The organism is Cyclobacterium xiamenense (genome assembly GCF_900109255.1).
In the GTDB taxonomy this organism is placed as follows: Bacteria; Bacteroidota; Bacteroidia; order Cytophagales; family Cyclobacteriaceae; genus Cyclobacterium; species Cyclobacterium xiamenense.
In genome coordinates this window covers 123368-137742 of sequence record NZ_FNZH01000001.1, presented here as the reverse complement: position 1 = coordinate 137742, position 14375 = coordinate 123368, and the positions used below count along the sequence as shown (strand labels likewise).

Sequence of the window (14375 nt, the reverse complement as noted above, 5' to 3'; positions counted from 1 at the left end):
GGTTCCTACCATCTTTCGCCGATTAACCCTATCTTTGTAGATTGATCGTTACCTATGGCCATTTCCAATGATACCACCGAAAAAGTCAGGGAACGCGTTGACATCGAAGAGGTGGTCAACGATTACGTTACCCTAAAGAAGAAAGGGCAAAACCTGTGGGCTTGCTGCCCGTTTCATCAGGAAAAAACTCCTTCCTTTTCGGTCTCTCCGGCCAAACAAATCTACAAGTGCTTTGGCTGTGGAAAAGCCGGCGATCCCATCCAATTCATCATGGACATCGAAGGGATCGGTTTTGTAGAAGCCATCCGGCACCTGGCGACCAGGTACGGAATAGAAATCGAGGAGGAAAGCAACAACACCGACCCGGAGGCCATACAGGCCTACAACGAGAAAGAAAGCCTCTTCATCGCCCTTAACTTTGCCCGTGAATTTTTTCAGCAAAACCTGGGCACCGAAGAAGGGCAGTCCATCGGTTTGAGTTATTTCAAAGAGCGGGGATTTACGCCGGCCATTATCGAAAAATTTCAACTGGGCTATGCCCTGGACAGTTGGGATCGGCTGCTGGTACAGGCCAAAAAATCCGGGTTTGAAACCGGAATTCTGCTAAATGCCGGCCTCATTCTGGAAAGAGAAAACAACCCCGGCAACTACTACGACCGATTCCGCGGGCGGGTGGTATTCCCTATCCACAACCTGAGTGGCAAACCGATCGCCTTTGGCGCCCGCATCCTGACCCAGGACAAAAAACAACCCAAGTACATCAATTCTCCCGAAACGGCCATCTACCACAAAAGCGATGTGCTGTACGGGATTTTCCAGGCCAAACAGGCCATTCGGCAGGAGGACAATTGCTACCTGGTGGAAGGCTACACGGATGTGATTTCCATGCACCTCTCCGGGATCGAAAATGTGGCCGCCTCCTCGGGGACATCACTGACCGAAAGCCAGATCAAGCTGATCAAACGGTTTACCGATAACGTAACGGTCCTGTATGACGGAGACGCTGCCGGTATTCAGGCCTCCCTGCGGGGAGTCGACCTCTTGTTGGAGGGGGGACTGAACGTAAAAACGGTGGTATTTCCGGACGGGGAAGACCCGGACAGCTTTGCCCGGAAAAAAGGTTCCGCCGATTTCCGCCGATTTATCCAAACCCAGGCCAAGGATTTTATACAGTTTAAAATCGATTTTTTTACCCGGGACGCCGCCAACGATCCGATCAAAAGAGCGGAAGCCATCCGGCAGGTAGTGGGCAGCATCGCGCGCATACCGGATCCCATCACTCGCTCCGTCTATGCCCGGGAATCGGCTCGCTTGCTGTCCATGGAGGAGGACCTCCTGCTGGCCGAGCTCAACCGGCAGCTGCTAAAAACCCATCAGAAGGCTTCCGGACAGTCGCGCGAACACCCCACCACGCCGGTGGAGGAACTTTTACCGCTAGACCCGGAACGGGAGGAAAAACCGGTCCCCAGGCAGCAGAAGGAAGAGCGGGAACTAATCCGCATTCTGATCAACTATGGCTTCGAGAAAGTTTCCGACGAAATGCACGTATGCGAGTACCTGCTGGAGGAAATCAGGGAACTGGAATTCGCCACCCCGGTGCACCAAAAACTACTGCAGCATTACAAACAGGCCCTGCTTCAGGGCATTTTGCCCAAATTTGACCATTTTCTGAAAATCCAAGACGCCGAAATCAAACAAACCGTGGTGGACATGATTGCCCAAAGCCGGGAAATATCCACGAATTGGGAGTCGCGGCATCAGATATTCACCCACCGGGAAACCGACGATTTGTCGGCAACCACCTACCGTACTTCCCTGCGACTCAAGAGTGCCTACCTAAAAAAAATGCGCCTGGAAGTGCAAGAAAAAATCAAAGTTGCCGGGGAATCCGATGTGGAGGAATTGCTACGAATTCACATGGAAATCACCCAGTTAACGACCAAAATTGATCGGGAACTGGGAAACGTGATTCCTTCCAAAAACTAAACTAAAATTTCGTAAAAACGGTTAAGAAAATAATTAATCGTAATTTTGCAACTTGATTTATCGCATAGAACAAATAAAATGAACGATACCATCCAATTAGATCCGATCGAGGACGCCATAGATGCCATAAAAAATGGAGAGATCATCATTGTCGTGGACGATGAAGACCGGGAAAACGAAGGAGATTTTGTGTGTGCGGCCGAGATGGCCACCCCGGAGATCATCAATTTCATGGCCACCCACGGCAGGGGTCTGATTTGTGCACCGCTAATTGAGGACCGCTGCGAAGAATTGGGTCTGGACCTGATGGTGGGCACCAATACCGCCACCTTCGAGACACCGTTCACCGTTTCCGTGGACCTGATCGGACACGGCTGCTCTACCGGGATTTCTGCCAGCGACCGTTCCAAAACCATCAAAGCCCTGATTGATCCGACTATCAAGCCGGAAGAACTGGGAAAACCCGGCCATATTTTCCCGCTGAAAGCGAAGAGAGGCGGCGTATTGCGCCGGACCGGCCATACGGAGGCGGCCATTGACCTGGCACGCATGGCAGGCCTGCAACCAGCAGGTGTACTGGTGGAAATCATGAACGAGGATGGGAGCATGGCGCGACTGCCGGATCTGGTAGAAGTGGCCAAAAAATTTAACCTAAAGCTGATCTCCATCAAGGACCTGATTGCGTACCGACTCAAACACGAATCGCTGATCAAGCGGGAAATCGGCGTGGAAATGCCCACGGAATGGGGGGATTTTGACCTCATCGCCTTCCGACAGACCAATACCGACGAGATTCACATGGCCCTGATCAAAGGTAAATGGGAACCCGACGAGACCGTCATGGTCCGGGTACATTCCTCCTGCATTACCGGGGATATTTTCGGTTCCTGCCGCTGCGATTGCGGTCCGCAACTGCATCAAGCCATGAAGATGGTGGAAGCAAACGGCAAGGGCCTGGTCCTGTACATGAATCAAGAGGGACGGGGAATCGGGCTGATCAATAAGCTAAAAGCGTATAAGTTGCAGGAAGAAGGCATGGATACCGTGCAGGCCAACCTGGCCCTGGGCTTCCCCATGGATAAGCGGGATTACGGGGTAGGTGCACAGATACTTCGCGATCTGGGTGTGAGCAAAATCAAACTGATTACCAACAACCCCACCAAGCGCGTGGGCCTATCCGGATACGGGCTGGAAATCGTGGATACCGTGCCACTGGAGATCAACTCCAATCCGCATAACGAACGGTACCTGCGAACCAAGCGGGATAAAATGGGGCACCAAATTCTCTCGAACACGAAAGAGTGAGCCGACTTTTGGTCGAAACCATTCAACAAACCGCACAACAATTACGTATCAGGGGTAGAAACAAAAATCAACACAGTCATGAAACGAGCCATCTATACATTGTTACTACTGGTACTGATTTCCTCTAGCGCCTTTGCGCAAGAGTTTCCTTCACAGGTCTGGCACGACGGCAAAGTATTTCTAAGCTCCGGGGGAATCCATGAGGGAAAAGTGAAGTACGACCTGGAAGCGAATATCGTGCAGGTTCAGTCAAATGTGATAGAAACCTTTAGTTCGGCCTCCATCAGTCATTTTGAGATTTTCGATGAAATCTATGGGGGTATCCGGGTCTTCTACAGCCTGCCTTATGCGCTAAACTCCGATTACAAAACACCGATTTTCTTCGAATTGCTTACGGAGGGAGAAGATATTACCCTACTCTGCCGGGAATTTATCACAGTCGATAACCGCAATTTCAATACCATGGGCATGCGAGGCATGTACATGAATCCCATGTGGGGAATGCCCATGGGAATGGGCTTCAACCGGCTGGACTTCGAGTATTTCTTTTTTCGGGATCAAAAAATCTACCGATACAGCCAGAAAAAGCGGGAGTTGTTCAACGATTTTATGGATGACCGCTCCGCCGAGGTGAAGCTTTACATGAGAAAAAACAGGCTTTCGCACGACAAGCGTGGAGATTTGCTCCGAATAACAGCCTATTACAATCAAATAAAAGAAAATTCTTAATGACAAAACCGTTAATCTTGGTTTCCAATGACGATGGGATCACCTCCCGGGGAATTCGGGTACTCGTAGACGTAATGAAGCAGTTGGGTGAGGTCGTGGTCGTAGCCCCGGACAGCCCCCAATCGGGCATGGGACACGCCATCACCATTGGAAACACCCTCCGCCTGTCGGAGGAAGAAATTTTTCAGGATGTGTTGGCCTATAAGTCCAGCGGGACTCCCGCAGATTGCGTCAAACTGGCCAAACACTATGTATTGAAGGACAAGAAACCCGACCTGATTGTGAGCGGGATCAATCACGGAAGCAACACTTCCATCAGCGTGCTGTATTCCGGTACCATGTCGGCGGCCATCGAAGGAGCCATTGAGGGCTACCCCTCCATTGGCTTCAGTCTGTGCGATTACAGTTCGCAAGCGGATTTTTCGCATGTGGAGAATTACGTGTACCAGATAGCAAAGCAGGTTCTCGAATTCGGTATACCCAAAGGCGTGGCCCTAAACGTGAATTTTCCGCCAAAACGAAACGAGGCGCTTAAAGGGATCAAAATCTGCCGACAGGCGCGTGCCAAATGGCAAGAGGATTTCGAAGAACGGTACGACCCCAATGGACGGAAATATTTCTGGATGGCGGGAAATTTCGTCAATTTTGACAAAGGAGAGGATAACGACGAATGGGCCATCGCTAATAATTTCGCCGCCGTGGTTCCCTGCCAGTTTGATATGACCGCCCATCATGCCATCGCGCAGATAAACGATGACTGGGATTGGGAAGGACTTAAAACCAGTATTTGATACCGGCTGGTAACAAATCCATTCCTCCAGCATTTCCTTGCTGTTGAGGAAAATTTTCGGAAACAAAAAATTAAGAAAACCAATTGGAAGCCGTTCCCAATGATTCTTACATCGTGCCCGCAGGTACCCGTATTGGACACGTGCACTTAAAAGTAGCGGATTTGGACCGCTCTCTTGAATTCTACTGCGGACTTCTGGGCTTTGAACTGACAAGCACCTATGGTGAAGACGCAGCTTTTATCTCGGCCGGTGGATACCACCACCACATCGGGCTAAACACCTGGTTCAGCAAAAATGGAACAGCTGCTCCCAAAAACAGCTCCGGCTTGTTTCACACGGCCATTCTCTACCCTAGCCGAAGGGACCTTGCCAGGATCCTTCATCGCCTGCTTCAGGCGGATTACCCACTCACGGGGGCGGCTGATCATGGGGTTTCGGAGGCACTGTACCTGGACGACCCGGACAAAAATGGCGTTGAATTGTATTGGGACCGTCCTACAGATCAATGGCCCAAAAAAGTGGATGGCTCCCTGGAAATGTATACCCGCAAACTAGACCTAAATGGCTTGCTACGGGAGTTGACCTGAGCGAAAATCCGGTAGCGATTTCCGTTTTTGGCCTGTTATTTGTTCCGATTAGTACATGATATGTACACCGCACCTAAAACCATCCCTAGTACTGACCGGTCTGCTTTCTCTGCTTGCCTACGCTCCTTCCTTTGCCCAAATGCAGCCCAACATACCCCAGCCGCGGGGGCCAGTGGACCTAAGCGATACCAGCAACCTGATTATTTTTATCATCCTTCCGGCTTTGGTAATCGTCCTGTATTTTTTTTGGAGAAGGGCGATCAAAAAAAGAAAAGCCGAACGGGAACAAGAAGAATAGACCCGATCAGTGGTTCCTTAGCCGCTCGATTAATTCGTTTTTTCGAAGCTTGCTGATTCCAGATAACCCGATTTCACGGGCTTTCTCGTAAAGCTCCTCGCGCGTCCATTCTTCGTAAGGTGGAGCAGCACCTCCTTTTTTACCGGCTACATGATCCGGAGTATTGGCGATTCTGGCGGCCTTTTCCTTGCTATATCCCTGTTCTTTCAGGGCTTCGTACTGTTCTTCGTTTTTGATTTGGGGGCGTTTGTCGGCTGACATGGCTTTTTTTGTTTAGGCGTTGTCTCTTCTGAACCGATCGCTTTCACTGCTCCATTCCTTATCGGCTTCCTTGGCGCGCATCAGTTCGTCTGTTGCTTTTTTTGTTTTTTCGGTGGATTCGGTTTCGCTGGAAGCCTTGCCGGCAGGGGCTTCCTTGCCGTCCCTGGCCTCCTCCTGGGCTCGTTGAAAACTATTGTCTTCAAAATTTTCGGGTTGCTCTTTTTTATTCTTTTTCGTCATCATGGGATTATTTTTCTGTGTCTTCTGCCCTTTTGTAATCCAAAACCATTCCAAAACGACCACAATGGATTATTTCACAGGAAAATTTTACCTGAAGTACCATTTTATTTGCTTATCCTTTCCCAAGGAAATATATTCACGTAGCAATAGTTCGAAAAAATTTTATAGAAATATGAGCGATAATTCAAAAAAATCCAGAAGAAGCTTTCTAAAAGGAAGTCTTTTGGCGCTGGGAGGCATCAGCATTGTCCCCCGACACGTGTTAGGCAACGGATACCTGGCACCCAGTGACCACCTGACCAAAGGGATCATTGGGGTAGGCGGTATGGGAAGAGGCCATTTCAATTACGCAGGCACCAAGACCGTGGCCATTTGCGACGTAGATACGCGTCACATTGGCATCGCACAGGAAACCTTGGGCCAGGGCGTAAAAACGTTCTCGGATTACCGGGAATTGATTCAGTTACCCGAAGTGGATATTGTTCATATTGCCACGCCCCCACACTGGCACGGGATCATGGCCGTGGACGCCGCACGCGAAGGCAAGGACATCTGGTGTGAAAAACCCATGACCCGCACCATCGGCGAAGGAAAAAAAGTTGTGGAAGCCATCAAACAGCACGGAAATATCTTTCGCTTGAATACCTGGTTTCGGTTTGATGCCAATTTTTACGGCATGAACACCGAAGTGAAAAACATCAAAAAGCTGGTGGATTCCGGCATGTTGGGCTGGCCATTGAAAGTAACCGTGGGGAAACTTACGGGGTTTGACTGGAAATTTTACTGGGTCGGACGCACCGGACTGGATACCATGCCGGTACCCAGGGAACTCGATTACGATCGCTGGCTGGGACCTGCTCCCTTCAAGCCCTACCACGAGCACCGTACCCACGGCACCTTCCGCGGCTATTGGGATTATGACGGAGGCGGTCTGGGAGACATGGGCCAGCATTACATGGACCCCATTCAGTATTTCCTGGGCAAGGACGATACCAACCCGGTGAAGGTGGAAATCGATGCGCCCCAGCAGCACCCGGATGCGGTAGGCACCTGGCGAAAAATCACCTATACCTATGCCGACGGTTGCCAGATTATACTGGACGGAGAGGGAACCACCGAAGCCCCCTACATCGAAGGTCCCAACGGAAAAGTCTACCGGGGGTTCAAATCGGATATCCCCAACATGGAGCGCAAGCTGGCACAGTTTCCCGATCCGGCACCGCAGGTAACGGACTTTGTGGATGCCGTGAAAAACCGCAAGAAATTTGCACTGAACGAGCAGAACGGGCACCGTTCCTGTACATTGGTAAACATGGGCCTGGTCGCCCTTCGCCTCGGCAGAAGTCTGGAGTTTGATCCGGAAAAGCAGGAGTTTATCAACGACGAAGGCGCCAACCGCCTGGTCGATCAACCCATGCGTGCGCCGTATACCATCTAAATGCAACTCATCTTAAAGGAATAATCAGAACGATGCAAAAACACCCCATTCTAAACATAGCCCTGGTAGTAAGCCTGGTCCTCGGACAGGTATTTTTCAGCCTGGCGCAAAATCAACTGGACCAGGGACGGACCACCGCCACCAAAATCGCCGACCTGCTCAATCGGTTTCCTGCAGCCAATGCACAGGAAATGCAAAACGCCATGCAGCAGATGGAAGACCTGGGTACAGAAGGAATTTCCCAGATGGCCTTACTACTGAAACCGGGTTCAATCAACGAAAAACTGGAATACGCCCTGGCAGGCTTCGCGTTTTATGCCAGCGACCCGTCCCGGGAAAACCTGGCCCGCATGGCCGTACAAGCCTATGGGAAAGCCCTGGACCAATTGGAGGACCCGGAAGCGAAGAATTTCCTGCTGACGCAATTTAAATGGATCGGAAAAGAGGATGCTACCCCTTATGTGGAGCCCTATTTGCAAGACGATCGCCTCTCGGGCACCGCAGCCCGGGTTATGGCCAATATTGGATCGGAATCTGCTGAACGAGCCCTGGTCCTGGCTTTGAGCGCCACCGATTCGGATGCAAAAAAGGCTGATTTCATCGAAGCGCTGGGAAGTTTCTCCAGCCCCGAGGCCTTGGATGAAATCACTCCCTATGCCAGCTCTTCCAATCCGGAATTGAAAAAAGTGGCGCTGTATGCCCTTTCCCAAATCGCCGATCCTCGTAGCGCAAAGGTGCTCTACGCAGCGGCGGAAAATGCGGGTTTCACCTACGATCCCAGCAATGCCTCTGGAGAATACCTGGGCTACATCGCGGGGCTTGCAGAAAGTGGAGAAACAAAAACAGCGCTAAAACTGGCGAAAAAAGTCTATAAAAAAACCAACACCAGCGATCAGTTCCATACCAAAGCCGGTGCACTGGGCCTCATGGTCCAGCTACAGCCGGAAAAAAGCAGCGACCTGTTGTCCGAGGCAGCCTTGGATGCCCATCCCCAATTCCGGGGAACCGCGTTGAGCCTGTTGACGGATGAAACCTTGGTCGCCGACCTGGATACCTGGAAAACTACCCTGGAAAAAGGAACAACGGAAGCAAAAGCAGCACTCATCCGACGGATGGGAAAGGTGAAGGACCCGGCCGTGGCCCAGGCCCTGCTGCCTTACCTGAGTAGTGATAACGAGGAAGTGCGGATGGCCACCATTCCTGCGCTGGTAACTGCCGGCGACGAGCTTGCGCTGGAGCCCCTACTCGATCGATTGGAAGCGACCGGGAACGAAGCGGAGACCGAAACCTTACTCACTGCATTGAAAACCATGAAAGGTGCGCGGGTACCTGCCGCGATTGCCGATCGAATTCCCGATGCATCTGCAGCGACAAAAATTCAGTTGATCGGATTGCTGGCGTCACGCGCAGCTGAAGCGCAGGTAGGTGTCGTGTTTGAGGCCACAGCGGACGCAAATCAAGGGGTGAAGGAAGCGGCACTTTCGGCCCTGGCCGATATGGCCAGCCCGGGAGACCTGGATGCGTTGGTGGGCTTGTTACGGAATGAACAAAATCCTGCCAATCTGGAAAAAATCCAGGAAGCCATCATTGTAGCCAATGCACAGAAGGACGATCCTGCCGCGGAAACGCGCTGGACCATGGATCTGTTGCCGCAACTTCCTGCAGACAAACAAGCCTACCTGTACAAAGTGCTGGCAAAAACCGGCGGAAAGGTAGCCCTGGATAAGTTGCAATCGATTTACGAGACCGGAAATCCCTCCCGGCAGGCCGCCGTGGTAGCTGCGCTGAATCAGGCCGACGATGCAGCCGCCAACGTGGCCCTGCTTCACATTGCCCGGCAAGCAGAAAATGCCGCGTTGCGTGAAGAAGCCCTGATGGGGTTCATTCGCCTGGTACCCGCCGTGGAAGCAACAGCCACCCAAAAGGTCCTGATGCTCCGCAATGCCCTGGCCCTCGCCCAATCCGATGAAACGGTGCTCGCTGCCCTGGGACAATTGGGCAACTACCCCACCCTTCAGGCCTTGTTGGTAGCCACCGATTACCAGGAACAAGCCGCCTACCAGCAATCTGCTGCCAGAGCGGTGATGAACATCGTGCTGAATAACGAGGAAATCTACGGAGACAAGGTGCGGGAGATCGTATCGAAAACCATTGCCGTTATCAGCGGGCAGGACAGCCAGTATTACAAAACCTCGCTACAGAAATACCTGGACGAGATGCCGGAGGGCAAAGGCTACTATTCCCTGTTCAACGGAGAAAACCTGGACGGATGGAAAGGTGTATTCAGCAACCCCATCAAGCGTGCAGAAATGAACGAGCGCACGCTTGCGCGAGAGCAGGCGAAGGCGGACGAAATCATGGAAAACGGTTGGAAAGCCGAGGACGGCCTATTGATTTTTACCGGAGAAGGACAAAACATCGCCACCACCAAAGACTTTGGCGATTTTGAGTTGTTTGTGGACTGGAAAATAACGGAAGACGGCGATGCGGGCCTTTACCTGAGAGGCACACCTCAGGTTCAAATATGGGATACCGCCCGTACCGACGTGGGCGCAGAAGTAGGTTCCGGCGGCCTGTACAACAACCAAACCTACCCCAGCAAACCGCTACAGGTGGCGGACAATCCGGTGGGCGAATGGAATACCTTTCATATTCGCATGCAGGGGGAAAAAGTAACCGTTTTTCTCAATGGCGAACGGGTGGTGGATGAGGTCCCTCTGGAAAACTACTGGGACCGCGAGCAAGCGATTTTTCCCGAAGGGCAATTGGAATTGCAAGCACACGGCACCTATGTGGCCTACCGGGACATCTACATCCGGGAGCTAACGGGAGCACCTACCTTCGAACTAAGTGAAGAGGAAAAAGAAGCCGGATTTGAGGTACTGTTTGACGGAAACGATCTGGACAAGTGGACCGGTAATAAGACCGACTACGTGGTAGATAACGGTGTATTGGCGATTTATCCGGATAGGGGCGGCAGTGGCAACCTACTGACCGAAAAAGAATACGGGGATTTTGTCTTCCGCTTTGAATTCAAGCTCACTCCGGGTGCCAATAATGGCTTGGGAATCAGGGCGCCTCTGGAAGGAGACGCAGCCTATGTGGGCATGGAATTGCAAATTCTGGACGATACGGCTGAAATCTACAATCAACTGAAAGAATACCAATACCACGGTTCCCTCTACGGTGTAGCCGCCGCTACCAAGGGCCACCAAAAACCGGTGGGCGAATGGAACTACCAGGAAGTGATCGTAGAAGGAGACCGCATACAGGTCATTCTGAACGGAACGAACATATTGGATGTAAACATCGCCGAGGCCAAGAAAAACGGCACCCTTGACGGCAGGGAGCATCCGGGACTTTTCCGGGACAAGGGACACATCGGCTTCCTGGGCCATGGAGATGTGGTATTCTTCAAAAACATCCGCGTGAAAGCGCTTTAACTACCCATTTATCACCACAAACAAGAGGTTGTTTCTTCAGGAGGCAGCCTCTTTTTTTTACCACTTCCACACACACTACCTTGTATCCCGAATCCGCTGACGCGATATCGAGCGATTTCTAAAAAAAGATCCCCAAAACCGCTGCAACACCGCAACAAAAAGAACCTTACCCAGCAAAATTCGGCTTAGTTTTTGCATTATTTTGAAAAATTATAGCGACTTATTCTATTTTTTTGCGGATAAGCCGTTTTTAACGCTCTAAAACCAATCTGCTTCCCATGCAAACGAAACGAATTTTATGGATCATTGCGCTTCTATGTTGGCCGGCCCTGGTACAGGCACAATACGAATCGGTTTCATTTTCCGCCGAAAAAAATCAATTGAACGGAGGGCTTCCACTACCTTCTGAAACGCCATTCTACCTGGAAGGAAGCCTGCCGGAAGGAATCAAACGCGTAGAGGTCCAGGTTTTTAAAAGTAAAAAAACCGAGAAACAGGCAGATTTTTATTATTGGAAAGCGCCCTACCTTCGTAGCCCGACCAATTACGAACTCTTTGTCGCCTATCCCCTGCGCAGTAGCGAAAATTACACACTGAGATTTTATTTCTACAGTGCGTCGGATGAGGAAGAAACGGCCTCGCTAGAAAATGCCCTGCACGAAAACCTGGAAAGTTACATTCAGGCCACAATCCTGGCGGGAAAACGGGGCACCGAAACCTTGAGTCGCCCCGCTGCCATGTTGGACCACGTAAACGAGATCGTCTGGCAGGGGTTAAAAAACTTCCAACACCCGCTGGACCAGGAATTTGAGGGATTTTCGGATGTGGTGAAGCAAAAAATTGCCCAACTCGATCGGGTAAAGCTTAAAAAGGCCCGATTTAATTTACTGGCAAAGAAAACGGATCCAGACATTCAGGATCAAGCGCTCTTTGCGGATCAGTTAAAACAGGAGCTAATCAAACTCCTCAAAGCAGAAACCAGTCAATACCTGCAAAACCAGATGCTGATGCTGGTGGACGTACGTGTCATTGACAATTACCCCACGGAAAACAAGCCTTACTACCTGCCCCTAAGTATCGGGTACGCGGGTACGTATTTTCGCGGAGATTTCAATAACCTGGATTACGGTACCTCGGCCTTTGGCGGGATATCGCTTCCACTGGCCAATAAAAATTTTACCAAAGTATTGGGAAATGCATCCATTTCAACGGGCGTCTTTTTCAGCAATATGCGGGATAGCAATGAGCGAGAGATCAGCGGCCCCCTGATTGGCAGGCCGGTTTATGTAGGCCTGGGCTACAGTTTTTTCCGGGTATTGCGCTTCAATGCCGGTGCCGTACTTACGTCAACGGATGTAAATTCCAACATTGAAGACGTCACCATTTACCCTTTTGTTGGCTTCAGTGCGGAGTTCAGCCTATGGTTGGGATTACGAAAATAAGAGCCGATGAAAACCAAAAACTGTATCTTGCTACTCGTCGTCTTTTTCCTTTACCTGATGCCGGGGCTATCCCAGCAGTATCGGTGGCGAATGGGACTTTCTACCGGGTACACCAACTATTACGGTCAACTGCGCCCCTATTCCTCGGAAATATCCGCTACTTTGAGAGAAGCATTCCGCCCCTCCTTTCCCCTGAGGCCGGAATCCAATTGGAATGCAAGCTTGGAAAAACGGTTGACTAGCGGTTTGGGATTGTCCTTCTACGGTGGCAGACAGACCCTCTCGGGCAACGGAACCGACCTGTCCGAAATATCCCTCAAGGACCAGGCTCCTACCCTTTACGAGGCAAAGCTTTGGTCCATGGGGTCGGCACTGATTTTTCGGATGGACAACGGAAAGCTCCTTCGCCAAACATCCTTTCTGGCACCCTACGTGCTGCTGGGGATTGGCTGGCGTCACTGGGAAGGGCAAACCCATAGGCTGCTTTTCGACAGCCCCCAAGCAGATTTTGCCGAAAACGAATCCGGCCCCCTGTTCAGGCAAGAGCAAAGCGGATCGCACTATTACCTGGATATGGGTCTGGGACTACGGCTGAGACTAAGCCGACAAGTGGAACTGTTTATTCAATCCAATGCGCAGCCAAACAATACCCCACTTTTTGAGAAGCCGCGGCGGCTCCCGGCAGGCGCCGAACTCAGGGATCAAGCGAACCGATCCGATCCCGCTACAGACTGGTTATTTCAGCACCAATTGGGCATTAAGCTGAGCCTTGCACCGCGAGGAGCTGTATTTAACGCCAGTAGCGTCAGCCCGTCCGGCCGGTTGGTTCGAATCCGGAGCGAACCGGAGATAAGCAGTACCGAAACAATCGCAGGCAGACCCGAGGGCATGCCGCTGCCAGCTTCATCGGAGGAGAGGTCCGCTATTTCTCCGGATCCGAAACCCGAGCACGCACTGGAATCTCCAGTCGCCCCTAATTTGTCGAAAGGTACGCTGGAATCCAATACAACCGCCCCTACAGAAAACAAACTGGCAAGCAGGTACTTTTTGGGATCCGGCGAAACCCTACCCTTGGAATCGGATTACGTGCAGGAGCGAAACGCCCCCTATCCGTCCTTCCATTCGGTTTATCCGGTCTATCCGGAACCGCCATCGGAACGTAGCGGCGGGACGTTCCGGCAGTTGCCGCAAGCCCGATCCTTTCCTCCCAGACAATACGCTGACAACCGCCCTGCCCGATCTTATTACAGACTGTTTGTCCCGGTGCTACCTCCCCTCGTCGGCAGACAAATGGGTTCTTCTCCCGATACAAGCGCACGAGACAACCTTCCCAAACTGTCTAGCGGCATTTCAAAAGTTCCGGCCGCTATGCCTGCAAGCCCCGGGCTGCGGTTGCAACCGCAGGTACCTCTTTGGTCCGGCTCGATCCCGGAGTGGTGGGGCGATTTGCCGGGAATCTGGATAGGCACTACAACCACCACAATCCCACCTGAGGAAATAACCCTGCCGCCTTTATACGCCGCCATCTATTTTGAAATCAATCAACATGCGGTATCCGCACCTGCTCTGGCCAAATTGGCGGCAATTGCGGGTACCTTGCGCCGTTTTCCGGATACCCGGGTAGCGCTTACCGGCTATGCGGACCATACCGGAAGTACGGCCTACAACCTAACCCTGGCGGAAAAACGTAGCCGGTCGGTGGCCCAGGCGCTGGAGGAACGTTTTGGCATAGCCCGGGATCGAATTCAACTTTTTCCTGGCGCACAATTGGTCCGAGGTGCGGTGTCGGCTGCACAACCGGAGGACCGAAAGGTGGAAGTTCAAATTTTATTTTTAAATTCAGGCATCGAATAAC

12 protein-coding genes are annotated in these 14375 nt (G+C 51.5%); 10 read left to right on the top strand and 2 right to left on the bottom strand.

Annotation, left to right across the window (positions count from 1 at the left end; translation table 11 throughout):
- Window positions 1-54: 54 nt before the first annotated feature.
- The 6 genes from dnaG (at window position 55) to BMW71_RS00435 (ending at window position 5696) form a co-directional block, all read left to right on the top strand.
- Window positions 55-1986: a DNA primase gene (gene dnaG / locus BMW71_RS00460; protein ID WP_092167983.1), complete on the top strand. Its 1932-nt coding sequence runs from the start codon at window positions 55-57 to the stop codon at window positions 1984-1986.
- Window positions 1987-2064: 78 nt separating this feature from the next.
- Window positions 2065-3291 carry a bifunctional 3,4-dihydroxy-2-butanone-4-phosphate synthase/GTP cyclohydrolase II gene (locus tag BMW71_RS00455; protein ID WP_092167980.1) on the top strand — a complete coding sequence of 409 codons (1227 nt, stop codon included), beginning with the start codon at window positions 2065-2067 and terminating at the stop codon, window positions 3289-3291.
- A 78-nt stretch (window positions 3292-3369) separates the two neighbouring features.
- Window positions 3370-4020, top strand: a complete 651-nt coding sequence (locus BMW71_RS00450) for a hypothetical protein (RefSeq protein WP_092167978.1) — start codon at window positions 3370-3372, stop codon at window positions 4018-4020.
- Window positions 4020-4811 (top strand): 5'/3'-nucleotidase SurE, encoded by a 792-nt coding sequence (surE, locus tag BMW71_RS00445; RefSeq protein ID WP_092167975.1) that lies wholly within the window; start codon window positions 4020-4022, stop codon window positions 4809-4811. Before BMW71_RS00450 ends, surE begins: the two co-directional genes overlap by 1 nt.
- 83 nt (window positions 4812-4894) lie before the next feature.
- A complete protein-coding gene (locus tag BMW71_RS00440) occupies window positions 4895-5398 on the top strand; it encodes a VOC family protein (RefSeq protein ID WP_092167972.1) in 504 nt (167 codons plus the stop codon).
- Window positions 5399-5453: 55 nt separating this feature from the next.
- Entirely contained in the window at window positions 5454-5696 is a 243-nt protein-coding gene (locus tag BMW71_RS00435; protein ID WP_092167970.1) for a hypothetical protein, read from the top strand.
- A gap of 6 nt (window positions 5697-5702) precedes the next feature.
- Here BMW71_RS00435 and BMW71_RS00430 read toward each other — a convergent pair whose 3' ends face one another.
- Window positions 5703-5957 (bottom strand): DUF7218 family protein, encoded by a 255-nt coding sequence (locus tag BMW71_RS00430; protein ID WP_092167967.1) that lies wholly within the window; start codon window positions 5955-5957, stop codon window positions 5703-5705.
- Window positions 5958-5969: 12 nt separating this feature from the next.
- A complete protein-coding gene (locus BMW71_RS00425) occupies window positions 5970-6200 on the bottom strand; it encodes a hypothetical protein (protein WP_143057508.1) in 231 nt (76 codons plus the stop codon).
- A gap of 169 nt (window positions 6201-6369) precedes the next feature.
- Between BMW71_RS00425 and BMW71_RS00420 the strand changes: the two genes are divergently transcribed.
- The 4 genes from BMW71_RS00420 (at window position 6370) to BMW71_RS00405 (ending at window position 14374) form a co-directional block, all read left to right on the top strand.
- Complete coding sequence (locus tag BMW71_RS00420; RefSeq protein WP_092170081.1) at window positions 6370-7635, top strand: Gfo/Idh/MocA family oxidoreductase; 1266 nt, start codon at window positions 6370-6372, stop codon at window positions 7633-7635.
- Window positions 7636-7667: 32 nt separating this feature from the next.
- Window positions 7668-11078 (top strand): DUF1080 domain-containing protein, encoded by a 3411-nt coding sequence (locus tag BMW71_RS00415; protein WP_092167962.1) that lies wholly within the window; start codon window positions 7668-7670, stop codon window positions 11076-11078.
- A 278-nt stretch (window positions 11079-11356) separates the two neighbouring features.
- A complete protein-coding gene (locus BMW71_RS00410) occupies window positions 11357-12520 on the top strand; it encodes a hypothetical protein (RefSeq protein WP_092167959.1) in 1164 nt (387 codons plus the stop codon).
- 6 nt (window positions 12521-12526) lie between these two features.
- Window positions 12527-14374: an OmpA family protein gene (locus BMW71_RS00405; protein WP_092167956.1), complete on the top strand. Its 1848-nt coding sequence runs from the start codon at window positions 12527-12529 to the stop codon at window positions 14372-14374.
- Window position 14375: the final 1 nt, after the last annotated feature.